The organism is Pseudomonas guineae, assembly GCF_900113745.1.
GTDB classification, from domain to species: Bacteria; Pseudomonadota; Gammaproteobacteria; order Pseudomonadales; family Pseudomonadaceae; genus Aquipseudomonas; species Aquipseudomonas guineae.
Window position 1 is genome coordinate 146422 of sequence record NZ_FOQL01000005.1, and the last position, 23170, is coordinate 169591.

The 23170-nt window shown below is 58.8% G+C and carries 29 protein-coding genes and 2 pseudogenes; 13 read left to right on the plus strand and 18 right to left on the minus strand.

The annotated features are described in order from the left end of the window. Positions 1 to 34 precede the first annotated feature (34 nt). From phaZ to BMZ32_RS16970, 3 genes are all read left to right on the plus strand, one after another. Entirely contained in the window at positions 35 to 895 is an 861-nt protein-coding gene (phaZ, locus tag BMZ32_RS16960) for a poly(3-hydroxyalkanoate) depolymerase (protein ID WP_090244174.1), read from the plus strand. A 253-nt stretch (positions 896 to 1148) separates the two neighbouring features. Continuing rightward, a complete protein-coding gene (gene phaC, locus BMZ32_RS16965) occupies positions 1149 to 2831 on the plus strand; it encodes a class II poly(R)-hydroxyalkanoic acid synthase (protein ID WP_090244176.1) in 1683 nt (560 codons plus the stop codon). Between the two features lie 86 nt (positions 2832 to 2917). Further along, positions 2918 to 3532, plus strand: a complete 615-nt coding sequence (locus tag BMZ32_RS16970) for a TetR/AcrR family transcriptional regulator (RefSeq protein WP_090244178.1) — start codon at positions 2918 to 2920, stop codon at positions 3530 to 3532. An 804-nt stretch (positions 3533 to 4336) separates the two neighbouring features. Here the strand turns inward: BMZ32_RS16970 and BMZ32_RS19885 are convergent. From BMZ32_RS19885 to BMZ32_RS17025, 12 genes are all read right to left on the minus strand, one after another. Further along, on the minus strand, positions 4337 to 4939 hold the full coding sequence (locus BMZ32_RS19885; RefSeq protein WP_090244180.1) for a DUF4124 domain-containing protein: 603 nt from the start codon (positions 4937 to 4939) through the stop codon (positions 4337 to 4339). A 73-nt stretch (positions 4940 to 5012) separates the two neighbouring features. Beyond that, the gene (locus tag BMZ32_RS19480) at positions 5013 to 5354 is read right to left on the minus strand and encodes a TubC N-terminal docking domain-related protein (protein WP_167376776.1); all 342 of its coding nucleotides are present in this window, start codon (positions 5352 to 5354) and stop codon (positions 5013 to 5015) included. Positions 5355 to 5356: 2 nt separating this feature from the next. Then, positions 5357 to 6364: a DUF3631 domain-containing protein gene (locus BMZ32_RS16985; RefSeq protein WP_244154006.1), complete on the minus strand. Its 1008-nt coding sequence runs from the start codon at positions 6362 to 6364 to the stop codon at positions 5357 to 5359. Further along, positions 6297 to 6869 carry a hypothetical protein gene (locus BMZ32_RS19600; protein ID WP_244154008.1) on the minus strand — a complete coding sequence of 191 codons (573 nt, stop codon included), beginning with the start codon at positions 6867 to 6869 and terminating at the stop codon, positions 6297 to 6299. The genes BMZ32_RS16985 and BMZ32_RS19600 overlap by 68 nt, the downstream gene beginning before the upstream one ends. After that, positions 6866 to 7735, minus strand: coding sequence for a toprim domain-containing protein (locus tag BMZ32_RS16990; protein WP_090244182.1), 870 nt, complete (start codon positions 7733 to 7735; stop codon positions 6866 to 6868). The genes BMZ32_RS19600 and BMZ32_RS16990 overlap by 4 nt, the downstream gene beginning before the upstream one ends. 134 nt (positions 7736 to 7869) lie before the next feature. After that, positions 7870 to 8175 carry a helix-turn-helix domain-containing protein gene (locus BMZ32_RS16995; protein ID WP_090244184.1) on the minus strand — a complete coding sequence of 102 codons (306 nt, stop codon included), beginning with the start codon at positions 8173 to 8175 and terminating at the stop codon, positions 7870 to 7872. Between the two features lies 1 nt (position 8176). Next, positions 8177 to 8383, minus strand: a complete 207-nt coding sequence (locus BMZ32_RS17000; protein ID WP_425272884.1) for a helix-turn-helix transcriptional regulator — start codon at positions 8381 to 8383, stop codon at positions 8177 to 8179. A 93-nt stretch (positions 8384 to 8476) separates the two neighbouring features. After that, positions 8477 to 9199 carry a hypothetical protein gene (locus tag BMZ32_RS17005; RefSeq protein ID WP_090244188.1) on the minus strand — a complete coding sequence of 241 codons (723 nt, stop codon included), beginning with the start codon at positions 9197 to 9199 and terminating at the stop codon, positions 8477 to 8479. Between the two features lie 102 nt (positions 9200 to 9301). Further along, positions 9302 to 10528 carry a tyrosine-type recombinase/integrase gene (locus tag BMZ32_RS17010; protein WP_090244327.1) on the minus strand — a complete coding sequence of 409 codons (1227 nt, stop codon included), beginning with the start codon at positions 10526 to 10528 and terminating at the stop codon, positions 9302 to 9304. A 221-nt stretch (positions 10529 to 10749) separates the two neighbouring features. After that, on the minus strand, positions 10750 to 11457 hold the full coding sequence (locus BMZ32_RS17015) for a phasin family protein (RefSeq protein ID WP_090244190.1): 708 nt from the start codon (positions 11455 to 11457) through the stop codon (positions 10750 to 10752). Between the two features lie 13 nt (positions 11458 to 11470). Further along, entirely contained in the window at positions 11471 to 11911 is a 441-nt protein-coding gene (locus BMZ32_RS17020) for a phasin family protein (protein WP_090244192.1), read from the minus strand. Positions 11912 to 12140: 229 nt separating this feature from the next. Further along, on the minus strand, positions 12141 to 12419 hold the full coding sequence (locus BMZ32_RS17025) for a polyhydroxyalkanoic acid system family protein (protein WP_090244194.1): 279 nt from the start codon (positions 12417 to 12419) through the stop codon (positions 12141 to 12143). A gap of 173 nt (positions 12420 to 12592) precedes the next feature. Between BMZ32_RS17025 and ubiE the strand changes: the two genes are divergently transcribed. From ubiE to BMZ32_RS17070, 9 genes are all read left to right on the plus strand, one after another. Then, positions 12593 to 13363, plus strand: coding sequence for a bifunctional demethylmenaquinone methyltransferase/2-methoxy-6-polyprenyl-1,4-benzoquinol methylase UbiE (gene ubiE / locus BMZ32_RS17030; RefSeq protein WP_090244196.1), 771 nt, complete (start codon positions 12593 to 12595; stop codon positions 13361 to 13363). After that, entirely contained in the window at positions 13363 to 13980 is a 618-nt protein-coding gene (locus BMZ32_RS17035; protein WP_090244197.1) for a ubiquinone biosynthesis accessory factor UbiJ, read from the plus strand. The genes ubiE and BMZ32_RS17035 overlap by 1 nt, the downstream gene beginning before the upstream one ends. Continuing rightward, complete coding sequence (ubiB, locus tag BMZ32_RS17040) at positions 13977 to 15566, plus strand: ubiquinone biosynthesis regulatory protein kinase UbiB (protein WP_090244199.1); 1590 nt, start codon at positions 13977 to 13979, stop codon at positions 15564 to 15566. The genes BMZ32_RS17035 and ubiB overlap by 4 nt, the downstream gene beginning before the upstream one ends. Before the next feature lie 67 nt (positions 15567 to 15633). Beyond that, positions 15634 to 16035, plus strand: coding sequence for a phosphoribosyl-AMP cyclohydrolase (gene hisI, locus BMZ32_RS17045; protein ID WP_090244201.1), 402 nt, complete (start codon positions 15634 to 15636; stop codon positions 16033 to 16035). Then, positions 16028 to 16360 carry a phosphoribosyl-ATP diphosphatase gene (locus tag BMZ32_RS17050; protein WP_090244203.1) on the plus strand — a complete coding sequence of 111 codons (333 nt, stop codon included), beginning with the start codon at positions 16028 to 16030 and terminating at the stop codon, positions 16358 to 16360. Before hisI ends, BMZ32_RS17050 begins: the two co-directional genes overlap by 8 nt. Positions 16361 to 16387: 27 nt before the next feature. Continuing rightward, positions 16388 to 16618 (plus strand): twin-arginine translocase TatA/TatE family subunit, encoded by a 231-nt coding sequence (gene tatA, locus BMZ32_RS17055; protein WP_090244205.1) that lies wholly within the window; start codon positions 16388 to 16390, stop codon positions 16616 to 16618. Between the two features lie 3 nt (positions 16619 to 16621). Then, positions 16622 to 16945, plus strand: a complete 324-nt coding sequence (gene tatB, locus BMZ32_RS17060) for a Sec-independent protein translocase protein TatB (protein WP_090244207.1) — start codon at positions 16622 to 16624, stop codon at positions 16943 to 16945. Further along, entirely contained in the window at positions 16942 to 17745 is an 804-nt protein-coding gene (tatC, locus tag BMZ32_RS17065) for a twin-arginine translocase subunit TatC (protein ID WP_090244208.1), read from the plus strand. Before tatB ends, tatC begins: the two co-directional genes overlap by 4 nt. Beyond that, positions 17742 to 18449, plus strand: coding sequence for a 16S rRNA (uracil(1498)-N(3))-methyltransferase (locus BMZ32_RS17070; protein WP_090244209.1), 708 nt, complete (start codon positions 17742 to 17744; stop codon positions 18447 to 18449). Before tatC ends, BMZ32_RS17070 begins: the two co-directional genes overlap by 4 nt. Before the next feature lie 65 nt (positions 18450 to 18514). On the opposite strand, the gene dtd is transcribed toward BMZ32_RS17070, so the two are convergent. Both dtd and pip read right to left on the minus strand, forming a co-directional pair. Then, positions 18515 to 18952, minus strand: coding sequence for a D-aminoacyl-tRNA deacylase (gene dtd, locus BMZ32_RS17075; protein WP_090244211.1), 438 nt, complete (start codon positions 18950 to 18952; stop codon positions 18515 to 18517). Beyond that, the gene (gene pip / locus BMZ32_RS17080; protein ID WP_090244213.1) at positions 18949 to 19920 is read right to left on the minus strand and encodes a prolyl aminopeptidase; all 972 of its coding nucleotides are present in this window, start codon (positions 19918 to 19920) and stop codon (positions 18949 to 18951) included. The genes dtd and pip overlap by 4 nt, the downstream gene beginning before the upstream one ends. Positions 19921 to 20027: 107 nt before the next feature. Between pip and BMZ32_RS17085 the strand changes: the two are divergent. Then, positions 20028 to 20462 (plus strand): annotated as a pseudogene (locus BMZ32_RS17085) (hypothetical protein). Positions 20463 to 20620: 158 nt separating this feature from the next. Here BMZ32_RS17085 and BMZ32_RS17090 read toward each other — a convergent pair. From BMZ32_RS17090 to BMZ32_RS17105, 4 genes and pseudogenes are all read right to left on the minus strand, one after another. Continuing rightward, complete coding sequence (locus BMZ32_RS17090) at positions 20621 to 21184, minus strand: lipocalin family protein (RefSeq protein ID WP_090244215.1); 564 nt, start codon at positions 21182 to 21184, stop codon at positions 20621 to 20623. Further along, positions 21184 to 21438: an outer membrane protein assembly factor BamE domain-containing protein gene (gene bamE / locus BMZ32_RS17095; RefSeq protein WP_090244220.1), complete on the minus strand. Its 255-nt coding sequence runs from the start codon at positions 21436 to 21438 to the stop codon at positions 21184 to 21186. Before bamE ends, BMZ32_RS17090 begins: the two co-directional genes overlap by 1 nt. 67 nt (positions 21439 to 21505) lie before the next feature. Then, positions 21506 to 22103: pseudogene (locus BMZ32_RS17100) on the minus strand (DUF924 family protein). A gap of 3 nt (positions 22104 to 22106) precedes the next feature. Beyond that, on the minus strand, positions 22107 to 23114 hold the full coding sequence (locus BMZ32_RS17105; RefSeq protein ID WP_090244221.1) for a class 1 fructose-bisphosphatase: 1008 nt from the start codon (positions 23112 to 23114) through the stop codon (positions 22107 to 22109). Between the last annotated feature and the right edge of the window lie 56 nt (positions 23115 to 23170).

Sequence of the window (23170 nt, forward strand, 5' to 3'; positions counted from 1 at the left end):
GATTCAGCGTTTTAACTGACTAGGGCTTCTGCGCATGTCGCTACCTTTCGTATTTCGCACCATCGAACTGGACGGCCAGACCCTCCGCACCGCTGTTCGCCCGGGCAACGGCACAATGACACCCCTGCTGATTTTCAATGGCATTGGTGCCAACTTAGAGCTGGTCATGCCGTTCGTCCGCGCCTTGGACCCAGACCTCGAAGTAATTGCCTTCGATGTGCCCGGCGTCGGTGGCTCATCGACGCCCAGCACGCCCTATCGCTTCCCGGGTTTGGCCAAACTGGCGGCGCGTATGCTCGACTACCTCGACTACGGCCAAGTCAACGCGATTGGCGTGTCGTGGGGCGGTGCCTTGGCGCAACAGTTCGCTCATGATTACCCGGAGCGCTGCAAGAAGCTGATCCTCGCAGCCACATCGGCCGGGGCGGTGATGATTCCAGGCAAGCCCAAAGTACTTTGGTGCATGGCCAGCCCGCGGCGTTATGTGCAGCCGTCTTATGGCGTGCAGATTGCTCCGCAGATTTACGGTGGCGCGTTTCGTCGTGACCCTAAGCTAGCCCTGGCGCATGCCAGTAAAGTCCGCTCGGGTGGCAAGATGGGCTACTACTGGCAGCTGTTCGCTGGCCTCGGCTGGACCAGCATCCACTGGCTGCACAAAATTCGCCAACCGACCTTGGTAATGGCCGGCGACGACGACCCGCTGATCCCGCTGGTGAATATGCGCCTGCTGGCGTGGCGTATTCCCAACTCGGAATTGCACGTGATCGACGACGGGCACCTGTTCCTGGTAACACGCGCCGAAGCGGTTGCGCCGATCATCATGAAGTTCCTCGAAGAGGAACGTCAGCGCGCCATCATGCACCCACAACCTACACCGGCCCGCACTCACGGTTAGCCCTATCACTCGCACTGCCGCACGCACCTGCAGGGTGCCTGCAGCGCAATGCTTGACCCATTTTCGGGCACGTTGTATTACCTAAAACTTAGCGCGCAGCAGCCTGGAACGCTCTGCGCGCGCATTGGTACAAGCCTTGCTGCGCAAGGTAAGTTGCCGCTTCGCTTGCTCGCTACGTTACGTTGGGCGAAACGGTAATAAACGCCAACGATCCATCTTGAAGTCTCACGGTTTGACGACGGAGTGTTGCCCCATGCGAGACCTACCAGCCAAACGCGCGTTGCCCGCGAACAAAAACGTGATGAATGCGCAAAATGCGGTGGTCGGTCTGCGCGGCCGCGACCTGCTCTCCACGCTGCGCGCTTTAGCTCTGCAAGGGGTCAAACAACCCATCCACAGCGCTCGCCATGCGCTGGCCCTTGGCGGTCAACTGGGCCGCGTGCTGCTCGGCGACAAGCCGTTCAAAGTCAGCTCACAAGACCCGCGCTTTGCTGACCCGACCTGGCGTGACAACCCACTCTACAGCCGTAGCCTGCAAGGCTATCTGGCCTGCCAGAAACATCTGAACAGCTGGATCGATGACAGTAACTTGGACGCCGATGACCGGGCCCGTGCGCGCTTTGTTACCACCCTACTGGGTGATGCCCTGGCACCCAGCAACACGCTGCTCAACCCACAGGTGATCAAGGAACTGTTCAACAGTGGCGGCAGCAGCCTGCTTAAAGGCGCGAGCCACCTGCTTGATGACCTACTGAACAACGACGGTATGCCCAGCCAGGTCAGCAAGCACGCCTTTGAGGTCGGCCAAAATCTGGCCGCCACCAACGGCGCCGTGGTGTTTCGCAGCGAGTTGCTGGAGCTGATCCAATACAAGCCCATGAGCGAAAAACAGTACGCCAAGCCGCTACTGATCGTGCCGCCGCAAATCAACAAGTTTTATATCTTCGACCTTTCCAGCGAGAAGAGCTTCGTCCAATACGCCCTGAAAAACGGCTTGCAGACGTTCGTGGTCAGCTGGCGCAACCCTGATCCACGGCACCGCGAATGGGGGCTTTCTAGCTACGTGGAAGCACTCGAGATCGCCCTTGATGCCTGTCGCGAGATCACCGGCAGCAAAGACGTCAACTTGCTCGGCGCCTGTGCCGGGGGTTTGACCATTGCCGCCCTGCAAGGCCACCTGCAGGCCAAGCGCAAGCTACGCAAAGTGGCCAGCGCCACCTACATGGTCAGCCTACTCGACAGCCAGATCGACAGCCCGGCCATGTTGTTTGCCGATGAGAAAACCCTAGAAGCCGCCAAACGCCGCTCTTATCAGCAAGGCGTATTGGATGGCCGCGACATGGCGCGGGTGTTTGCCTGGATGCGCCCCAATGACCTGATCTGGAATTACTGGATCAACAACTACCTGCTCGGCAAACAGCCACCAGCCTTCGACATTCTCTACTGGAACAACGACAACACTCGCCTGCCTGCCGCCCTGCATGGCGACCTGATTGACTTCTTTAAACATAACCCGCTGACCCATCCGCGCGGCCTGGAAGTCTGTGGCACACCGATTGACCTGCAGAAGGTCACCGTGGACAGCTTCAGCGTCGCGGGCATCAACGACCACATTACCCCCTGGGATGCGGTGTATCGCTCAACCCTGCTGCTGGGCGGCAACCGGCGCTTTATCCTGTCCAACAGCGGGCATATCCAAAGCATTCTCAACCCGCCGGGCAACCCCAAATCCAACTACCTGGAAAACCCCAAGCTCACCGGCGATCCGCGCGCGTGGTACCACGACGCCGAGCACCTGCAGGGCAGTTGGTGGCCAGTGTGGCTGAGCTGGATGCAAGAGCGCTCCGGCGAACAGCGCGACACCCAGATGGCGCTGGGCAATCAAGACTACCCAGCAATGGAAGCGGCGCCCGGTACCTATGTGCACGTACGTTAAAACGCCTAGCCGGCCATGATCAGACGGGACGAAGCCTGCTACGCCCTGTCATTGTCAGACTTTCTGCGGAACAATAAGAAGAACCGATGAAGACCCGCGACAGAATCCTTGAATGCGCACTGCTGCTGTTCAACCTGAAGGGTGAGCCTAATGTCTCCACCCTAGAAATCGCCAACGAACTGGGCATCAGTCCGGGCAACCTCTACTACCACTTTCACGGTAAAGAGCCGCTGATCCTCGGCCTGTTCGAACGTTTTCAAGCCGAGCTTGCCCCGCTGCTCTCGCCGCCCGAAGACGTACAGCTGGATGTAGAAGACTATTGGCTGTTTCTGCACCTGATCGTCGAACGCCTGGCCCACTACCGCTTCCTGTTTCAGGATCTGTCCAACTTGACCAGCCGCCTGCCCAAGCTTGAACGCGGCATGCGCCATTGGCTCAATAGCTTAAAGCGCACTCTGGCTGAACTGCTGGCGCAACTACAGATCGATGGGCAGCTGCAAAGTGATACCCAAGCGCTGGGTCAGCTGGTCGAACAGATCACCCTGACGTTACTGTTCTCACTCGATTACCAACGCATCATCGGTCGCGAAGGCGAGAGCCGTCTGGTGGTGTACCAAGTAATGATGCTGGTGGCCCCGCACCTGGCCGAAGAACCACGCTACGCCGCCGAACACCTGGCGCAGCGCTACCTGGAACATTAAACAGCGCTACAAACGCAAACGCCCGGCACTGGGCCGGGCGTGTATCGCCTGAAGCACCCTAAATCACTGGGCCTTTAAAAAACACACAATAAATTCCCCCACTTGTTCCCCCACTTTTTCCGCGCGTGGCTTTGTTGCGAGCAAAAAATGGGCGACGGCTGGCCTGATTCCAAAACACGAATTTTGGGGAAGTAAGAAAAAGGTTCCCCCCGTCGTTCGGTCGAAGGCTTGCCCCTGGCTTTTGGCCTACCCCCTCCCGGCTTACCCAAAATTGTTGCGGTTAGTGTGCGGGCGGTTCCCCCCGTCGTTCGAACATTGGGCAGCTCGGAGTTTTGCCCCCCCCCGGCAACACAAAATTCTACTGGTTAGTGAGTAAGCGGCCCCCCCATTCGCTCGAGCGTCACGCCGTTAGACTTTTGCCCCCACCCCTGGCCGCTCGGTTCAGGCCTGTGATGCTGGCCGGTTGGGGTATCGGCGGGCTGGGTTGTTATATTGCGTAGCCGGTTCCGGTTTCTAAATGGCCTCAAAGCCCCGCCATTGCTGAGGCTCTCCAAGTCAGGCAGGCGGAAGAGGAAACAACAACCAACCTTAAAAATCTCGTATGAAGCGAAGGGGCGGGGTTCGAATTACCCTCAGTGGGGGGTATGGCCGGGAGTACCTTTTGCTTGGGATAGTGACGTATCACATGGCCAGGCCACCAAACCCGGTGAGTTATTGATAGTTTGCCACTTGGTTTGGTGATCCTCGGTTACTCCCCAGGTGATGGCGTGAGCGATGCTCGAAAGCGGTGAGGCAGGATAACCATTAGGGTCGGTGGCCAGACTGGTGGCTAGACCCCGCGCAGCCGTCCTGGCCGTAGCGAACGTGGGTAACTTGCACATACTTGTCGCGGAAATACGAACTAGACCCCGCGCCCCGAGCGTGGCCGTCCGTGTTCGGCTTGCCATACATATCCTCTACATCCTTGCGGGACATTCCTGGCACCACTTCGCCGCGCACTTTTGCGGTTCGTAGGTCGCGGTCGGATAGCCCAGTTGAGCATGGTGCCCGCTGCTTAGAGCCACCCACTACTGTCACGGCATTGGGTGATGCGGGGCTCGGCTGCTGGCTTGTAGAGTAAGTAGTCCCGCGTCGCTGGCTTTGCTGTCTTGGTTCGGCCATTTGAACGGGTGCGCTACTACCGCTTGGCGCGGCGTTATGAGCACTAATTACATCCTCAAGCTCGTGATTTTCTGGGCAATTAGCCTGAGTAAAGGTAACTCTTCCCTTAGCGTCAACGCACTTGAACATGGTGGCTGCGTGTGCGTTACCTAGAAGCATGGCTGCAATAAAAAATGTAATAAAGCGCACGGCGGAGTCCCTTCCAGTCGATATGGAGGGGACTTTAGCACGCACTTGAAGAGCCATGCGCGTAAGCAGTTGTTAGCCGCGTTTACAATTGATTGCGGGCCATAGCTGCGGTTACTACGGTTCCCCGTAGTCACACCATGGACGTCTCGCTATATCGCTGTCGCAGCTCAGCACCAGCAGGACAGTAGCGTCCCGTCGGTGCGTAGCAGGATCGGCACGGCATCAGGTGGTGATAAAAGGCATCACGCGCAGCCAGCCATTCAGTCGAGGCCGTGGCGGCGGTTTGAATGAGGTGTTGCGGCTGGTCGTTCGCGTCATTAGCTGCGTTTAGTTCGGCCAGCAGTTCGGCACGGTGCTCACTCAGGTATTGTCGATGGTCGGCGGTGATGCGTTCCGCAGGGGTGACGCGCAGTCGCTCGCCTTCCATCTCGACGGCCAGGCCGGCCCGGTGCAGATAGTCCAGGGCGGCCATGGTTAGAAATACTCTGCTGTTTGGTCTGCGCTCTGTACCCCACTTCTATCCGTAACAACGTCACAAGCCTCGTAGTTGTTGGCCTGTAGCGGTTTCTTGCCCGTAACATTGGCGGCGATTGTTACGCTTCCAATATCGCTGAAAGCCCTGTGGCTGTTGGGTTGTGACGGTGTTACAGATGTTGCGGGGGTGTCGGCGGACAAATAGCGGTCGAACGCTTCGGTGAACTGCTCCCGTCGGTAGCCTTTAGCTGTTCGTATGCCTACCCGAATGGTTCCAGGCTTGATGCCAAACTCGGAAAGCCGTTTTGCTAGCTGGTGCGGGGTCATAGGCTTGCCTCGGTTCCAGGCGGCCCATGGCGCTTCCTCATCTTCGGCCAGCGCTTCCAGCATGGCGGCCGTTGGTAAGTGGTCGGTGCGCTTGCTGTCGAATGCCTCCCGTATGGATGCCAGCAGTTCGGCACCGATGCTCGGGGCGTCTTCCTCCAAGCCGTGAAGCGTCACAGCGGCAGACCGGGCCAGGCGTGGCCAATCGCCCCCAGCTACTTCTGCAACGGCTAACAGCGGCTCCCAGCAGTCGTTAGCGCGGTCGTTCAATCCTTCGATTTCGGCAGGCCGGGCGAAGCGCACGGCGTCGCGGTTGTCGATGGCGAAACGTGCGAGCTTGCCGGCCAGCTCGGCAAAGGCGGCGGGGTCAGCGTGGCGAATCTTCACCGTTCGCTCGCCGGTCATCTTGCGGCGCAGGCGCAGGGGAATGCTGCGGTCTGCCAGGGTGTCGGCAATCTTGCCGATGCCGCACAGTGCCTTGGCGCCCCAGACGTTGAACCGGGTGGGTGTGTGATCGTCACCCACGCAACGGATCACGAACGCGGTGTCACGGGTAAAACCAGCATTGAGGATGCCACGCGCTTCCTCGTGCTCGGCCAGGAAGGCGTCAACCTCGTCAATCAACAGGGTCGGCTGCCAGAGTTGCAGGGCACGGAACAGTGCGGCGGGGGCGATGTTGGACACGGCCAGCGGACGGCAGGCCCAGCAATACCGTTTTACCACAGCGCTTTTCTGGTGCCGTGACGTTGGCTATCGGCGCCACATTCACTACGTCGATAAACCAAGTGAGCGCAGCCCACAACGCTGCGGCATGGATGGTCGCCGGATCGGCTATGACGTGGCGGCGAATGATGATGGCCAAGCCGTCCAGTAGCTCGGCACCGTCTACCGGGGTGGGCCATAGCGTCACCTCGGGAAATATCTCGCTATCACCTTCGGCACTGTCGTTGGCGCCGTCTTGGGTCAGTTTGTCGAGGTCAGCCAGGCTCACCGACTTGGCTTCCTTGGCAGCGTGGCGGATGCGTGCCCAGCGCGCCGGGTCGGCCTTGCGTGCCTGGCGCAGCAGCACCAGCACTTCAACTTCGAACAGGGCGCCGGGGTCTTGCTTGAGCTTGGCCAGCGCGTCGGCGATCAAGTCGGAGGCGGGCGTTGCTTCGGGCACCAGTGGGGTTACGTTGGCGGCGGTCATTGCTTGGCCCTCCAGTTGGCGAGGTCGTTAAAGTCGCTTAGCTCCAGGGGTTCAGCCCCCGACCATGGGGGCAGTACCAGCCCGCAGCCCAGCGCGGCAGCTGCGTTATTGGCAGCGACCTTGCCGGGGTTGCCGTCGGTCATGCGGTCGTCGTCACCGGCTACGATCAACACGGCATCGGGGTGCTGGCGCTGTAGTCGCTGGCCAACAGGCAGCAGATTGCCGGCGTTCATCGCGCAGGCCACAGCGGCCCCGGTGTCGGCATGGATGGTCGCGCCGGTCGCCCAGCCTTCACAGAAGTACAGCGGTGCGCCTGCCGTGATGGTGCCCAGCGGTGAATAACAGCCCTTCACCATGCCGCCGAACAGGAAGCGCTTGCTGCCGTCTGGCTTGATGCGTTGCAGGTTCACCAGTTGGCCGTCACGCACCAGCGGTATTAGCAGCACGCCGTCAGACTGGCGCAGGGTGTATGGGTGTGCGCCTTTGGCGACTAGGTACGGGTGCGCCGGGTCAGCGCGGCGGGCGTCACGCCACAGGCGGTTGGCATACTCAGCAGCGGCCTGCTGGCGCTGGTGCTGCTCGGCCTCCCGTTGCCGGCGTGCCTGCTCGATACGCTGGCGCACTTGCTCAGCTTCCAGTGCGTTGGCCGGTTCGCGGCTGCTCCAGGTATGCGAGCTGCTGGCCTTCCAACTGCCGTAACAGCCCGATGCGATCCCGTCAGCGAACAACAGATACCAGCCGTTATGGGTGCCGGCCTTGTCGCCCGGAACGTGGAAGCGGTGAATGCTGCCGTCGGCAATGGGTAGCAAATCCAGCAAGCCAAACGTGCCTTGCAGGGCATCGCGGAAACCAATTACGCAATCCATAACAACACCTCCAGAGTGAACAGCAACACCAGATCAGCGCCCGCTGGTGAAAGCATGACTAGGTAGCGTCGGACCGAATTTTTAGCAGCCGAGTGCGCCACCCGCTTTTTGCAGGTTTGGTTATTCGTCATGGGTTAAGCCTCGGCTTGGATGGGTGCGACGCAGGTGCTCAGGAAGTACAACGCGATACCCCGGTGAGGGCGGCCTTGATCGTCCATCAGCGTAATAAGATGGCGGCGAATATCGTGGCCACGGTCCCGCAACTCCTTCACGCGGGCTGCCGGCATCATTATGTTCAGGTCACGGCGCGCGGTGATGGTGTCCACCGGGGCCGTTCGCAGGCGCGCTAAGAGCCGGACGCGCTGAGCTTCTGAGCTGGTATCATGATCGTGTGTTTTCTTGAGGCTGGCCGATTGGTCGGCCTTATTTTTGTCTGTCATGTTATGCGACCTCCCCAAGCTGCTGGGCAATCCAGGCTTCAACTTCGAGGGAGTCCCAACCAACAGCACGGGCGCCGATTTTATGGGCCTGGGGAAAGTCGCCGCGCTTCATTAACTCGTAAATCCAGGCGCGACCAAAGCCGGTTCCGGCCAGCACTTGTGGCAAGCGCATAATGCGCCGGGCTTGTTTGTGAACGGTGGTAGACATTGCCATAACTCCTTTGCGCTCACTGGCGCGTTGTGGATTTATGGCTTGATTGTTCCGGGGATCAGCTTGATGGTCAGGGACGGATAATGTTTGTTATCCGTCCCTAGAATCGCGGTAAGTTTTCTGGCTGTAATTTGATTTATCCCAATATCGGCAAGCTTGCTTTTCTAAGCTTCCGCCAGGGTCTTTAATCCAAGTAGCTGGTACTAACTCCGGTCGCTTAGAGGTCGATTCGTCGCAGGCTTCCTCCCAAGAAATACCCGGTGTCTCGCGATAGATGCGACATGCCAGACCATAAAGCTCTTCTACTTCGCGGCGGTACTTAGTGCGCTTACCAGGCCTGCCTTTTGGCATGCTGTCGGTCTTGAATCTTTCTACCAATAATTTTTGCAACCTCGGCATATTGAATGCTTTGGGGCTGATAGCTCTCGCTTCTTCAAATGTCATATCGCCGGCTAAAATATCGCGTTCAAATTCCTCGGCCTGCTTTGAGTTAAGCCATTCACCAAAGGCTAGCAAGAGATCTGCTGCTGCTTCTGAGTCAAGACTTAGAGCATCACAGCCAAGCACTCCTTGATCGCAAAGAAAGGCACTGTAATGGTCAGGTTTGTAAGTCAGCTGCCTGACTCGTTCTCCACTGTCGCCAGCAAGACAGAAAGCAAAGCCATCCTCTTTTGCGCTTGTTCTAAGTGCATTGAATGGGCGTAATAGCCTTTCTTCACAGCCATCGGAAAGCTGGCTAGCGAGGGTGTACGGAGCGGAAAGCGTTATAACAAAGCCGTCCCTTACTTTAATAATTATGCCGCGAGGGTCCATCTTCACGTCTCCAAAGGGATTACCCATTATTAATAGGGCAGCCTGCCAAGTGGTTGGGCTCCGACTTTTTACCTCACAGGGCTAGGCTGACCGATACTCTTTCTAGGCGCGTTTGAACCCACCTTGAATGACGTTTTCCACTGGTACTGTGGTGGCATAGACAGCCCAATCGTTCATCAGGGCGCGGCGCTTTTCCAGCAGATCGGAACGGGAATAAGCGGCCTCAGTCTGGGTGCGCTCATCATGAGCCAGCGCCAGCTCGCAAATTTCGCGTGGGTGGTTTGTGCAGTCGTTTGCCCAGTCACGAAAAGTTGAGCGGAACCCATGCACCGTGATGTTGGATAGCTTCAACCGCTCCAGCAGGGTCAGTAATGCCCGGTCGCCCATAACATCCGCCTTGCGGCCTTGGCCGGGGAATAGATACAGGCTGTCGTCAGTACGCGGCATTGATCGCAGCAACTCGACTACCGAAGGGGCCAGTGGGATCTCGAACGCCTGACGCATTTTCATGCGCTCATCAGGCAGCGACCATATAGCGGCATCTAAGTCGAACTCAGACCAAGCGGCAAAGCGGACCATCTTCGTGCGGGCGCCCGTCAGGATCAGTAGACGCATGGCGTTGGCGTCTCGGTCATCCAGCTCTGCAAGTCTCTGCATCAGTGTCGGCAACTCACGCCAGGGCATCGCCGGAAGGTGCTCGCGACGACGCGCCTTCTTCTTCTCGGCTTTGCTCAGCAGATTTTCTAAGTGCCCACGCCAGCGAGCCGGGTTTTCGCCATCTCGAAGCTTGCGAGACTTGGCGGCATCCAATATGCGTTCGATATGACTGCGCACTTCATCAGCGGTGCGAGTTTTGTCCGACCATATGGGTTGCAGCACCTTTAGAACGTGCTCGGTTTGAATATCGGCGGCAGCTAGTTTGCCCAGCAGGGGGAAAACGTAGCGCTCCATCTTTGAACGCCAGCCTTGCAGCCATTGTGCTGACCAGTGCCCCCCGTGTGCGGCAATGTAATCAGCCGTCAGCTTCTCGAAGTTGACGCTGCGGGCGAGTTGTTTGCGTCTATCTTCACGCTCAGCATCACGGACAGCCATAGGGTCAACACCCGTATCAGCTAGCTTGCGGTGCCCTACTGCGGCCACACGCGCACCCGCCAAGCTCAACTCGGGGTAGCTCCCTAGCCCCATCTCCCGACGCTTGCCTTGCAACTGATAGCGCAACACCCACGACTTACTCCCGGCTGGCTTCACAACAAGACGTAATCCCTTGCCGTCCTCATAGGTGCCGGGTTCGCTCAGGTTCTTAACCTGTTTGGGATTTAGCTTCTCAATGGTCTTGGCCAAAACGATCTCCATTGTGGGGGAATGAAATCTGTTCCCCCATTTGTTCCCCCACTCTTACCCCGGATGGTGGCTTATCTGAGTGGACGACAATGGACAGATAATAGGTCGCAAGCCGCGTATTATCTAGGCCTAAGTAGAATTTACTGGCAGGCAGTAGAAACGAAAACGCCCGGCACTGGGCCGGGCGTTTGCGAGTACTGCGGCGGGTCTTACGACTGCGCGGCAGGTGTTACTGGGGTAGCAGGCACAACAGCTGGAGCAGGTGCAGCAACAGCTACCGGCGCAGCTGGCTTAGCCGCGACGGGTTTAGCTGCCGGCTTAGCGGCTGGCTTAGCGGCTGGCTTCGCAGCGGCTTTGGCAGCTGGCTTGGCTGCTGGCTTGGCTGCTGGTTTAGCAGCTGCTTTGGTCGCAGGCTTAGCAGCAGTTTTAGCAGCCGGCTTAACGGCTGGCTTGGCAGCTACTTTCTTGACCGCAGGCTTAACCGACTTGACCGATACGCCGGTCAGTTGCTCGATCTGCTTGGTCAGGCTTTCAACTTTGGCGTTGAGCGCTTTCACTTCATTGCGGCTCGGTACACCGAGGCGCGAAATGGCATTGTTCAGACGCTTATCGAAGGCTTCTTCCAGCTCGTTCCACTTGCCCATCGCTTTATCTTTAACTTCATCAACGCGCGATTTAGCGGTGTCCACTTTCGTGTTGACGGTATTCTTCGCGGCGCCAACTTGCTTGTCGACTTCGGTCTTAGCTTGCTTCTCAGCTTTTTCGCCATCCTTAACCAGCGTGTCGAACAGCTTGTTGCCGTCCTTGCTGACCTTGGAGTAAGCACCCAAACCTGCCAACCAGATTTGACGCGAGTATTTTTCTACTTCGCCGACCCAGGAAGTGGTTTGCTTTTCGGTTTTCTTTTTGACGGCCATTCTGCTGCTCTCCTTATTTGGTACGCGCGACGTGATCGAGCAACGCGCTCAACTCGTCCAGCTTAGCAGACAGTACTTCTACGTCCTGCTTAGACGGGATGCCAAGGCGGTTCAGTGCGCTGGCTACACGGTTGTCAAAAGCCTTCTCGATTTTGTCGAGACGTACTTCAAACTTACCTTTCACACTGCTGACGTTGCTAGTGACTGTGGTCTTAACACTGTCGATCTGGTTATTAGCTGCTTCAACTTGTTCGTTGACCAGCTTCTTGCCTTGCTTCTCAACACCTTCGCCGCTTTTCACGAGGTCTTTGAAGTACTCGGAACCTTCCTGGCCAGCTTTGGCATAAGCGCCCAGGCCAGCCAACCAGATTTTACGAGCGTAAACTTTAGCGTCGCTCAGCACGCTGGTGCTTTCTTCAACGACGGCTTTCTTTTTGACGGCAACTTTCGACATGGTGCACCTCACTCTAGTGTTTCGAGGAAACGCCCACGGAATGCAGGCTTAGACGTAAGGTATCGATGAAAATTAGAAACCGCATACTAAGCCTGCAAATAATTGCCCAGAGCATTTCTCAACGCCGCGACAATACGGCGAATACCCTAAGCGGCGCGCGGGCTGGCACGCGCTGCGCCACTAACCCAGCCAACAAAACTGCGTGCGCGCCGGCCGTACGCCGTCATTCTCAGGCCTGCAGGTTCTTGTCCAGTGCTTCTTCGATTTCGCGCTTGATGCTGCTGCTCATCGCCGAGAGCAGCAGGCCCAGGCTGAGCTGCACACGCACGCTGCTTTCATGCACCTCGATGCTGCCATCGGCGCCGCTGCGCTTGAACTCCAAACTGTCGCCATTCCAGCGGTAACGCACGTCATATTGGCGGGCCAGGCGTTCGGCCAGTTGCTCGGCTTTCTCGCGGGCGGCTTCGCGGCCCAGATTATGGGGGCGTTCAATAGTGATCTTGGCCATGGCATTTCTCCTCGCCCGTTAACTGCGACCTTAAGTCACGCGACTATAGCAAGCGGCGCACCCACAACGCCTTCAGGCTTTTACTTCACGCGCGCGGTTTGGAGCCTATGCCCGCATTTAGGTTTAGAATGACCGCCACTTTGATTCAGCCTCTCTGTTTAGGAAAGGGCACGATGAGCGATCAGCATAAGAGCAGCGATAGCGAACCCACCACGCACTTTGGCTTCCAGGATGTGCCGGAAAGCCAGAAGGCCGAGAAAGTCGCAGAAGTCTTCCATTCGGTGGCCGCCAAATACGACCTCATGAACGATGTGCTGTCCGGCGGCATGCACCGCCTGTGGAAGCGTTTCACCATCGAGTTGTCCGGGGTGCGCAGCGGCAACCGCGTGCTGGATATCGCTGGCGGCACCGGTGACCTGACCCGTAAGTTCTCCAGCTTGGTCGGGCCGACGGGCGAAGTGGTGCTGGCCGACATCAATGAATCGATGCTGCGCGTCGGCCGTGATCGCCTGCTCGACACGGGCGTGGCCGGTAATGTCAGCTTCGTTCAGGCCGATGCTGAGAAGCTGCCGTTCCCGGATAACCACTTCGACGTGGTGACCATCGCCTTCGGCCTGCGCAACGTGACGCACAAAGAAGATGCCATCCGCTCGATGCTGCGCGTACTCAAGCCGGGCGGGCGCTTACTGATCCTAGAATTCTCCAAGCCCTCCAGCCCACTGCTGTCGAAGTTCTACGACGCCTACTCGTTCAAGTTCATGCCGCTGGCCGGCAAGCTGATCACCAATGACGCAGAAAGCTACCGTTATCTGGCCGAGTCGATCCGCATGCACCCGGATCAGGACACCCTCAAGGCAATGATGGTTGAAGCCGGTTTTGAGCGCGTGACCTACCACAATATGACCGGCGGCATTGTTGCCCTGCACCGCGGCATCAAACCCTGATGTTAATCACCGGGCTGCTGGCCGGGGTCGAGCTCGGCCTCAATCGCGTCTTGGCTATGGACAGCACGGCGTTGCCACGCCTGGCGCGTTTGAGTAGCCGAGTGATTGCGGTGGAATGCGTTGCGCCGAATCTGCAGCTGTTTATCTTGCCCAGCGCCAGCGGCCTGCAACTGGCTGCGCAATGGGCCGGCGAGGCGGATTGCCGGTTGCGCGCACCCGCCGCCAGCCTGCTGCGCCTGGCCACCAGCAAGGACAAAACCAGCATCCTGCACAGCCGCGACGTCAGCCTGAACGGCGACAGCGCCGCCCTGTTGGAGCTTGCAGGCATCCTCCAAGACTTAGAGCTGGACTGGGAATATGAGCTGTCACGATGGCTCGGCCCGGTCGGCAGCCAATTGCTCGGTGGGCATTTACGCAGCCGCGCCAGCTGGTCTCGCCAAACGTTGGATAGCCTGCGCCTTAACCTGGCTGACTACCTCAGCGAAGAATCGCGCAGCCTGGTCGGCCAGCGCGAAGCCGACGCACGGTTTGCCGAGCTCGATCACCTGAAGCTGTCACTCGACCGTCTCGATGCCCGCATTGAGCGCCTTGCCCAAAAAAATAAGCCCATCGCATGAAGCTGCTTGCCATCCGTCGCCTGCTGCGCATTCAGCGCGTAGTCATCCGCTACCAACTGGATGACCTGCTGTTCACCCTACCGCTGCCATTCTGGTTACGCGCGCTGCGTTTTGCCCTGCCCTGGCGCTGGCTGCCACGGCGCACGCTGAACCTGTCGCGTGGCGCGCGCCTGCGTCTAGCGCTAGAAGAACTGGGGCCGATCTTTATCAAGTTTGGCCAACTGCTCTCAACGCGCCGCGACCTGCTGCCGCCGGATATCGCCGATGAACTGGCCAAACTGCAAGACCAAGTACCGCCCTTCGACCCGGTGCAATCACAGGCGCTGATTGAATCTCAGCTGGGCGCTAAGGTCAGCGAGGTGTTCGCCCGTTTCGATGCGCAGCCACTGGCGTCCGCTTCGGTGGCACAGGTGCATGGCGCGCAGCTGAAAAGCGGCGAAGAGGTGGTGATCAAGGTGATCCGCCCGGGCCTCGCGCCGGTGATCGAACAAGACATCGCCTGGTTATTCCTGCTGGCCAAACTGGCCGAGAAATCATCTGCTGATGCTCGCCGTCTGCGCCCGGTAGAAGTGGTCAGCGACTACGAAAAAACCATCTACGACGAACTCGACCTGCTGCGTGAAGCGGCTAACGCTAGCCAGCTGAAGCGCAACTTCGAAGGCTCGCCGCTGCTCTATGTGCCCCAAGTGTATTGGGACCTGTGCCGGCCGAAAGTGCTGGTCATGGAGCGCATCTACGGGATTCAAGTCACCGACCTGAAAACCCTGGCAGATCAACGCACCGACATGAAGCTGCTGGCTGAGCGCGGCGTCGAGATCTTCTTCACCCAGGTGTTCCGCGACAGCTTCTTCCACGCCGACATGCACCCCGGCAACATTTTCGTCAGCACGCGCACGCCATGGAGCCCGCAATACATCGCCATCGACTGCGGCATCGTCGGCAGCCTAACCGCCGAAGATCAGGACTACCTGGCGCGCAACCTGCTGGCCTTCTTCAAGCGTGACTACCGCCGCGTGGCGCAACTGCATATTGACTCTGGCTGGGTGCCCGCTGAGACCAAGGTGAATGATTTCGAGGCGGCCATCCGCACGGTGTGCGAGCCGATTTTCGAGCGTCCACTGAAAGACATCTCCTTCGGTCAGCTGCTGCTGCGCCTGTTCCAAACGGCGCGGCGCTTCAATATGGAAGTACAGCCGCAACTGGTGCTGCTGCAGAAAACCCTGCTGAATATCGAAGGCTTAGGCCGTCAGCTCTACCCGGACCTCGACCTGTGGAGCACGGCTCAGCCGTTCCTTGAGCGCTGGATGCGCGAGCGCATCAGCCCCCTGCACCTGCTGCGCAACCTGCAACTGCAAGCCGAGCAAGTGCCGCACTTGTCACAAATCGCCCGCGAAACGCTGGAACGACTGAACCAGCAGCCGGCGCAACGGCACAAGGAGCGCGAGACCACCCAGCAGTGGCCGGCACGTCTACTGGGCGCGGCGCTGATTGCCGGCGCTGCCAGCCAAGGCTTAGCCTTGACCCTACTCGCCTGGCCGAGCTGGCTGATGCTCGCCGGCGGCGCCTATCTGGTGCTGCGCCGATAGCCACACCGGGTGCGCACTGGCACACTAGCTTTCTGAATCAAGCAGCCCGTTACGGGCGGATATAGCGATGACTGACTGGCTCGACGAAATTAACTGGAACAGCGACGGCTTGGTGCCGGCAATCGCCCAGGACCATAAAACTGGCCGTGTGCTGATGATGGCCTGGATGAACCGCGAAGCCCTGGCGCTGACCGCTGCCGAACAACGTGCCATCTACTGGTCACGCTCGCGCGGCAAGCTCTGGCGCAAAGGTGAAGAGTCCGGTCATGTGCAGAAGCTGCACGAGCTACGTCTGGACTGCGATGCCGACGTGATCATCATGAAGGTCGAGCAAATAGGTGGCATTGCCTGCCATACCGGTCGTGAGAGCTGCTTCTACCGGGTATTCGACAACGGCAGTTGGAAAACCGTCGAGGCGGTGATCAAAGACCCGCACGACATCTATAACGCAGGACATTCGCATGACTGACACCCTTAGCCGCCTGGCCGACGTACTGGAGTCGCGCAAAGGCGCCGCAGCCGACAGTTCCTATGTCGCCAGCCTTTACCACAAAGGCCTGAACAAAATTCTGGAAAAGGTCGGCGAAGAGTCGGTAGAAACCATTCTCGCCGCCAAAGACGCCGCAGTCAGCGGCGACTGCAGCGATGTGATCTATGAAACCGCCGATCTGTGGTTCCACAGCATGGTCATGCTTGCCGCCCTAGGCCAGCACCCACAAGCGGTACTGGACGAGCTGGATCGCCGCTTTGGCCTGTCCGGACATGCGGAAAAAGCTGCTCGCCCAAACAACTGATCATTCACTTACTACGGAGTACGCGTTATGGGATTCGGTGGCATTAGCATCTGGCAACTGGTGATCGTTCTCCTGATCGTGGTCATGCTGTTCGGCACCAAGCGCCTCAAGGGCCTGGGCTCCGATCTTGGTGATGCGATCAAGGGCTTCAAAAAATCCATGGGCAACGAAGACGACAAGCCTTCAGTAGAAGAACCTAAAGGCCAGACCATTGACGCCCAGGCGCGCAAGGTCGAAGAGCCGGCGAAAAAAGACTAAGCCATGTTCGATATTGGCTTTACCGAGCTGCTGCTGGTCGGCATCGTCGCCCTGCTGGTATTGGGCCCTGATCGCCTGCCCGGTGCGGTGCGCACAGCAGGCTTATGGATTGGCCGGATCAAGCGTAGCTTCAGTGCAATCAAGGCTGAAGTGGAGCGCGAGATTGGCGCGGACGAAATTCGCCGTCAGCTGCATAACGAGCAGATTCTCGACCTTGAACGTGAAATGAATGCGGCCAAGCAGAAGCTCAATGCACCGCTTAGTAGCCTAGGCGAAACACCTCCCGCAACCGACACCCGCAGCCAGGATAAAAACCAGCAGCCATGAGCCGACTAACGGACAGCGACCAGGAAATGCCCCTAGTCTCCCACCTGACTGAGCTGCGTACCCGCCTGCTGCGTATTGTCGGAGCAGTACTCCTGCTGTTTGCCGGACTATTCTATTTTTCTCAGGACATCTACGCGCTGGTCGCTGCACCGCTGCGCGCTTACCTGCCGGAAGGCGCAACGATGATCGCCACCGGCGTGGCCTCGCCCTTCCTCACGCCGTTTAAACTGACGATGATGGTCGCTCTATTCCTGGCCATCCCGATCATCCTGCACCAGATCTGGGGCTTTATCGCACCAGGGCTGTACAAGCACGAGAAGCGCATTGCCGTACCGCTGCTGATTTCCAGCATCTTGCTGTTCTACGGCGGCATGGCCTTCGCCTACTTCGTGGTATTCCCGATCATGTTCGGCTTCTTTGCCAGCGTGACCCCGGAAGGCGTGGCGATGATGACCGACATCGGTCAGTACCTAGACTTCGTGCTCACCCTGTTCTTTGCCTTCGGTGTTGCGTTCGAGATCCCGATTGCCACCTTCCTGCTGATCTGGGTCGGCGTGGTCGATGTCGCCACCCTGCGCAAAAGCCGTCCGTACGTGGTGGTGGGCTGTTTTGTGGTCGGCATGGTACTAACCCCGCCCGATGTGTTTTCGCAGACCCTGCTAGCGCTGCCCATGTGGATGCTGTTTGAGGCCGGCTTGCTCTGCGGCAGTCTGGTCAAGCGTCGCGCTGAACAGGATGAGACAGACGAAACCGAAAGCGAAGACGCGCCCAACGATCAACCGCCTGCCGCACAACCGTGAACCTGCTGCTGCTCGAAGACGGCGACTTTATCGCCGCTGATCGTGTGTTGTTGAGCGGCCGCCGCCTTAAACACCTGATAGACGTGCACCGCGCCGAAGTCGGCGACAGCCTGCGGGTTGGCCGCCTGAACGGCCTGATGGGCAGCGGCCAACTACTGCGCCTGGATGCCGAGCACGCCGAGCTGTCGGTGCAGCTCGACCAGCCGCCACCGAGCAAACTGCCACTCACTCTGCTGCTGGCCCTGCCGCGGCCGAAGATGCTGCGCCGCGTGCTGCAAACGGTCAGTAGCATGGGCGTACCCAGGGTGATTTTTCTCAATAGCTACCGCGTGGAAAAAAGCTTCTGGCAAACTCCGTTTCTGGAGCCGGCGGCGATTCGCGAACAGTTGATTCTCGGCCTCGAACAAGCCCGTGATACCGTGTTGCCGGAAGTGATCATCGAGAAGCGCTTCAAACCCTTTGTCGAAGATCACCTGCCCAGCATCGCGACCGGCACCCTCGGCCTAACCGGCCACCCCGGTGATTACACGCTTTGCCCGCGGGCTGTCGAGCAGCCCGTCACCCTGGCTATTGGCCCCGAAGGCGGCTGGATACCCTACGAAGTGGAAAAGCTGCAACACGCTGGCCTGCAACCTGTGCAGCTGGGCGAACGCATTCTGCGCGTAGAAACGGCGGTCACGGCGCTCTTGTCGCGGTTGTTCTAGTACCTCGATTGCAGTCGCTGGCTGGGTTCACCTGCAGCTGCAGCTGCGCCCCGGCTCCTGAAGGCTCAACTTTCCAGCAGAAAAGTCACCGGCCCGTCATTGACCAGATGCACCTGCATATCGGCACCGAACTGACCGGTGGCAACCAGCGGGTGCTTGGCCTGAGCTTGTGTCACTAACAGATCAAACAACTCAGCCCCCAGTACCGGCGGTGCGGCACTGGAAAAGCCTGGGCGCAGACCGCTTTTAGTGTCGGCAGCCAGGGTGAACTGCGAAACCAGCAACAGCCCACCTCCGATGTCGCTGAGCGACAGGTTCATCTTGCCAGCGGCATCGCTGAACACTCGGTAGTTGAGCAGTTTGTGCAGGATTTTTTCGACGCTGCTCGGCGTGTCATGCGGCTCAACGCCGATCAATGCCAGCAGACCCTGATCAATCGCACCCACCACTTCGCCCGCCACTTCGACGCGGGCACCACGTGCCCGCTGAATCAATGCTTTCATGCTTCGTCCGGCGTCAGGTCAAGCAGACGGCTGGCCATGTCGTCCGCAGCTCGCACCAAGGCATCGGTGATACCTGGTTCGGCGGCCGAATGGCCAGCATCACGAATGATCTGCAACTCGCTGTTCGGCCACACCTGATGCAAGGCCCAAGCGTTATCCAGTGGGCAGATTACGTCATAGCGGCCATGCACGATCACCCCCGGCAGATGGGCGATCTTCGGCATGTCACGCAGCAGCTGATCTTGTTCAAGGAAGGCGTTGTTGACGAAGTAATGGCATTCGATGCGTGCAATCGACAACGCACGATGGCTGTCGCTAAAGCGATCCACTACCTGTGGATTGGGCCGTAGGGTGGCAGTACGCCCTTCCCAGGTCGACCAGGCTTTGGCCGCATGCATCTGGGCAATTTGGTCGGGGCCGGTCAGGCGTTTATAGAATGCCTGTACCAGGTCAGCGCGCTCACTCAGCGGAATCGGCGCGACATAGTCCTCCCAATAATCCGGGAACAAGCGGCTGGCACCCGCCTGATAAAACCAGCTGATTTCCTGCGGGCGACAAAGAAAGATGCCACGCAGAATAAGCCCATGAACGCGTTGCGGATGCGCCTGCGCGTAGGCCAGTGCCAAGGTCGAGCCCCAAGAGCCGCCGAACAGAACCCACTTGTCGATGCCCAGCTGCTCACGGATCACTTCCATGTCAGCGATCAGCGCTTGAGTGCTGTTGTTTTCCAGGCTGGCATGCGGGGTGGAACGCCCGCAACCGCGCTGATCGAAGGTCACAATACGGTACAGGTTGGGATCGAAATAGCGGCGGCTGGCCGCATCACAACCGGCACCAGGGCCGCCATGGATAAACACCACGGGCAGACCGCCCGGCGAACCACTTTCATCGGCATACAGCACATGCGGTGCCTGCACCGCCAGCTCATGACGGGCGTAGGGTTTAATCTCCGGATACAAGGTCTGCATGGCATGCTCCTGAATTAATGCGTAGCGTTGGCCCTTGCGCGAGGTACCAGTGGGCGCAGGCGCCTGAGGCTCTGCCAGGCATCATAACCATGAAACAGGAATTGAACATGCCGATACGGATATTCGCCCTCGCTCTCCTAATGCTTTGCACTCTGCTCGCCGGCTGCGACAGCAAGGATGACCCACAAGCAGCCCTAGAAGCCGCTTTACAACAACTGCAGGACAATCTGCAAACGAAGAAAAACAGCGCGGTACTCGAGCAACTGCATCCACAGTTCTCGGCCCAATGAGAACTCGACCGCGACTGGGCGCAGCGCACCATGTTGCTGCTGTTTATGCGCCATAAGAACATCAAGGTGCTGGCCCTGAGCAAGCACAGCTACCTCGACGCGACCTACCGCGATAAAGGCCACACAGAAGCCCAGATTGGCCTGACCGGCGCCGAAAGCCTGATCCCCGATAGCGCGCACCACTTCAGCGTGAAGCTGGAGTGGTGGTTGGAAGGCGATGAGTGGAAGGTGGCACGCTTGAACTGGGAATAGCGGCTCAGCGCCGGCTTTAAGCGGCTGAAGAGCTAATCAGCCTGCTGAAGAGCATAGGGTCGCGATACGCCTCACCAAGCGCACCAACACTCTGCCCTACCTCGCTAGCGATCAACCAGTGCAAGACCAACCACCTAAAAGCCTGGCAGGCTTTATATTTAGCGTTGCAGAGCCATCTCTGCGTCCGTGCGCCGCCAGATCAGCTCACGGGTGTCATAACCACGACTGCGCGCTTCTTCGAGCAGGGTCGCCCGGCTTTGCGCGCTGAGTGTCTGATCACGCGTTAACAACCAGAGGTACTGGCGATTGGGGTGGCCGACTAGGGCTGTGTGGTAGTCATCATCTAGGTAGAGCACCCAGTACTCGCCCTTGGTCAGGCCAGGTAGCAAGGTACTGACCCAGTTGTCGAAGCGCACCCAGAGCTTGCTGGTTTCGCCCGGCACCTGAGCCACGGCCTGGCCCTGCACTTGTTGCACGTCGCCATCAAAGGTACGGCAGCGGTTGGTCACGCCAAGCGTGCCACCCTCTTGTACGTTATAAATGGCCTCGGACTGTGCGCAGTTACGCTGAAAGAACATCGGCAAGCGCGCCTGTTCATACCACGTACCTTGATAACGCTGCAGATCAACCTGCTCCACGGTTTTCGGCGGCACTGTTCCCGTACCGGAGTTCGCACACCCCACCAAGGCTATCGCTGCGGCAAACACCGCTAGCAGGCGCATCACTGCAGGCCCTTGCCGGAAAACAGCAAGACCTGCTCACCCGCGTACTGCACGCTGATAAAGCGCTGCTCATCACCCCAGGTGCAGCTGGAGATACCGAGAGCACCGGAACACTCGGCTGGCTTACCCAGCAAGTTTTCGACCTCAACCTTGCTCATACCCGGCTTGAGCTGGGCGTAATTATCCTGATTGACCTTGTTACAGGCGGCCAAAAGCAGGCAGCCGGCGAGTAGTGCGACGACACGCAGAGACATGAGGAACTCCTAAGGAAATGACCAAGACCAGCTTGGCATAGCAATACCGAGCTTGCCTATTTGGACGCTAGAAGCGCGAGCCAGGTTCCAGCAGAAATGCAGATTCTTCAGCACTGGAGGGCCGACCGAGAATCTGATTGCGATGGGGGAAACGGGCAAAGCGGGCAATCACCTGCTGATGCCGCTCGGCATAGTCCAGATAACCGGCAAATAACGCACGTTCTGCCGGCGCAGCCTGTTCATGTAGGGCATGAAACAGCTGCACGGCTTGATCTTGCAGCGCCAGATCTTCTGCATGCTCCAGCACCAGGTAGACGAACACGCGCTGGATCCCAGGCCAAGGCCAGGCCATGTAATGCGAGAGGACATGCCAGCGCGTCACCGGCAAAGGCGCGCGGGGTGTCGCGATAAATCATGCGTGGCAGCTGGTCGAGCAGCAGCAGGTTTGCCAGCCAGCCTTGTGGTTCCGCCGGCCAACCTTGCAGCTGCCCAGCCAACGCCTGCTCGACCAGGCCGCCAAACAGCTCGCGGGCCTGATCATCCTGGTGGTCCTGCTTACCAAACCAGAGCGTGCGCCGGCTGGCGGCTACTTCGCCAGCCGTTACGCCGGGACCGCAGCCGGCCGCACCGAACCACCAGTCGAGTAACGGCTGCCAGGGCTGCATCGCTTATTCGCGGTGGTAAGCGCTGATGCGCAGCACTTCTTCTTTGGACCCGAGGAAGACCGCTACACGCTGGTGCAAGGAGGTCGGCTGGATATCGAGAATACGCTGGGTGCCATTGGTGGCCACGCCGCCGGCCTGCTCGATGATCATCGCCATCGGATTGGCTTCATACATCAGGCGCAGCTTGCCCGGCATTGCAGGGTCGCGGCTGTCACGCGGGTACATAAACACGCCGCCACGAGTGAGGATGCGATGCACATCGGCAACCATCGCGGCGACCCAACGCATGTTGTAGTTCTTACCCAACGGCCCAGTCTCGCCCGCCAGCAGTTCGCTGACGTAACGCTGCACCGGCGCTTCCCAGTGGCGCTGGTTGGACATGTTAATGGCGAATTCCTTGGTCGCTTCCGGCACCTTGATGTCGTCATGGGTCAGTACAAAGCTGCCCAGTTCGCGGTCCAGGGTGAAGCCCTTGACGCCGTCACCGAGGGTCAGCATCAGCATGGTCTGCGGGCCGTAGATCGCGTAGCCGGCACATACCTGCTCGGTACCTGGTTGGAGGAAGGCTTCCTCGCCCAGGTCACCCTCAGCACCGTTGCGATCCGGGCAGCGCAGCACCGAGAAGATGGTACCTACCGATACGTTAACGTCGATGTTGCTGGAGCCGTCCAGCGGATCGAATACCAGCAGGTAAGCACCTTTCGGGTACTTGCCAGGGATCTGGTAAGCGTTGTCCATCTCCTCGGAGGCCATACCAGCCAGATGACCGCCCCACTCGTTGGCTTCGAGCAGAATTTCGTTGGAAATTACATCGAGCTTTTTCTGCACCTCGCCCTGCACGTTTTCAGTGCCCATGCTGCCCAACACGCCGCCCAGTGCACCCTTGGATACCTGATGGCTGATTTCCTTACAGGCGCGGGCCACTACTTCGATAAGAAACCGCAAATCCGCCGGAGTATTGTTGCTGCGGGTTTGTTCAATCAGGTAGCGGCTTAGGGTAACGCGGGACATGGAGGGCTCCGGAGGGTATGAAATCGCGCGCAGTTTACCTCTTTAGCGGGCAAAGT

What these genes read in the sequence shown, in the direction of transcription:
- phaZ (WP_090244174.1), top strand. Translation starts at nt 35, where the DNA reads ATGTCGCTACCTTTCGTATTTCGCACCATCGAACTGGACGGCCAGACC.
- phaC (WP_090244176.1), top strand. Translation starts at nt 1,149, where the DNA reads ATGCGAGACCTACCAGCCAAACGCGCGTTGCCCGCGAACAAAAACGTG.
- BMZ32_RS16970 (WP_090244178.1), top strand. Translation starts at nt 2,918, where the DNA reads ATGAAGACCCGCGACAGAATCCTTGAATGCGCACTGCTGCTGTTCAAC.
- BMZ32_RS19885 (WP_090244180.1), bottom strand. Translation starts at nt 4,939, where the DNA reads ATGGCTCTTCAAGTGCGTGCTAAAGTCCCCTCCATATCGACTGGAAGG.
- BMZ32_RS19480 (WP_167376776.1), bottom strand. Translation starts at nt 5,354, where the DNA reads ATGGCCGCCCTGGACTATCTGCACCGGGCCGGCCTGGCCGTCGAGATG.
- BMZ32_RS19600 (WP_244154008.1), bottom strand. Translation starts at nt 6,869, where the DNA reads ATGACCGCCGCCAACGTAACCCCACTGGTGCCCGAAGCAACGCCCGCC.
- BMZ32_RS16990 (WP_090244182.1), bottom strand. Translation starts at nt 7,735, where the DNA reads ATGGATTGCGTAATTGGTTTCCGCGATGCCCTGCAAGGCACGTTTGGC.
- BMZ32_RS16995 (WP_090244184.1), bottom strand. Translation starts at nt 8,175, where the DNA reads ATGACAGACAAAAATAAGGCCGACCAATCGGCCAGCCTCAAGAAAACA.
- BMZ32_RS17000 (WP_425272884.1), bottom strand. Translation starts at nt 8,383, where the DNA reads ATGTCTACCACCGTTCACAAACAAGCCCGGCGCATTATGCGCTTGCCA.
- BMZ32_RS17005 (WP_090244188.1), bottom strand. Translation starts at nt 9,199, where the DNA reads ATGGACCCTCGCGGCATAATTATTAAAGTAAGGGACGGCTTTGTTATA.
- BMZ32_RS17015 (WP_090244190.1), bottom strand. Translation starts at nt 11,457, where the DNA reads ATGGCCGTCAAAAAGAAAACCGAAAAGCAAACCACTTCCTGGGTCGGC.
- BMZ32_RS17020 (WP_090244192.1), bottom strand. Translation starts at nt 11,911, where the DNA reads ATGTCGAAAGTTGCCGTCAAAAAGAAAGCCGTCGTTGAAGAAAGCACC.
- BMZ32_RS17025 (WP_090244194.1), bottom strand. Translation starts at nt 12,419, where the DNA reads ATGGCCAAGATCACTATTGAACGCCCCCATAATCTGGGCCGCGAAGCC.
- ubiE (WP_090244196.1), top strand. Translation starts at nt 12,593, where the DNA reads ATGAGCGATCAGCATAAGAGCAGCGATAGCGAACCCACCACGCACTTT.
- BMZ32_RS17035 (WP_090244197.1), top strand. Translation starts at nt 13,363, where the DNA reads ATGTTAATCACCGGGCTGCTGGCCGGGGTCGAGCTCGGCCTCAATCGC.
- ubiB (WP_090244199.1), top strand. Translation starts at nt 13,977, where the DNA reads ATGAAGCTGCTTGCCATCCGTCGCCTGCTGCGCATTCAGCGCGTAGTC.
- hisI (WP_090244201.1), top strand. Translation starts at nt 15,634, where the DNA reads ATGACTGACTGGCTCGACGAAATTAACTGGAACAGCGACGGCTTGGTG.
- BMZ32_RS17050 (WP_090244203.1), top strand. Translation starts at nt 16,028, where the DNA reads ATGACTGACACCCTTAGCCGCCTGGCCGACGTACTGGAGTCGCGCAAA.
- tatA (WP_090244205.1), top strand. Translation starts at nt 16,388, where the DNA reads ATGGGATTCGGTGGCATTAGCATCTGGCAACTGGTGATCGTTCTCCTG.
- tatB (WP_090244207.1), top strand. Translation starts at nt 16,622, where the DNA reads ATGTTCGATATTGGCTTTACCGAGCTGCTGCTGGTCGGCATCGTCGCC.
- tatC (WP_090244208.1), top strand. Translation starts at nt 16,942, where the DNA reads ATGAGCCGACTAACGGACAGCGACCAGGAAATGCCCCTAGTCTCCCAC.
- dtd (WP_090244211.1), bottom strand. Translation starts at nt 18,952, where the DNA reads ATGAAAGCATTGATTCAGCGGGCACGTGGTGCCCGCGTCGAAGTGGCG.
- pip (WP_090244213.1), bottom strand. Translation starts at nt 19,920, where the DNA reads ATGCAGACCTTGTATCCGGAGATTAAACCCTACGCCCGTCATGAGCTG.
- BMZ32_RS17090 (WP_090244215.1), bottom strand. Translation starts at nt 21,184, where the DNA reads ATGCGCCTGCTAGCGGTGTTTGCCGCAGCGATAGCCTTGGTGGGGTGT.
- bamE (WP_090244220.1), bottom strand. Translation starts at nt 21,438, where the DNA reads ATGTCTCTGCGTGTCGTCGCACTACTCGCCGGCTGCCTGCTTTTGGCC.
- BMZ32_RS17105 (WP_090244221.1), bottom strand. Translation starts at nt 23,114, where the DNA reads ATGTCCCGCGTTACCCTAAGCCGCTACCTGATTGAACAAACCCGCAGC.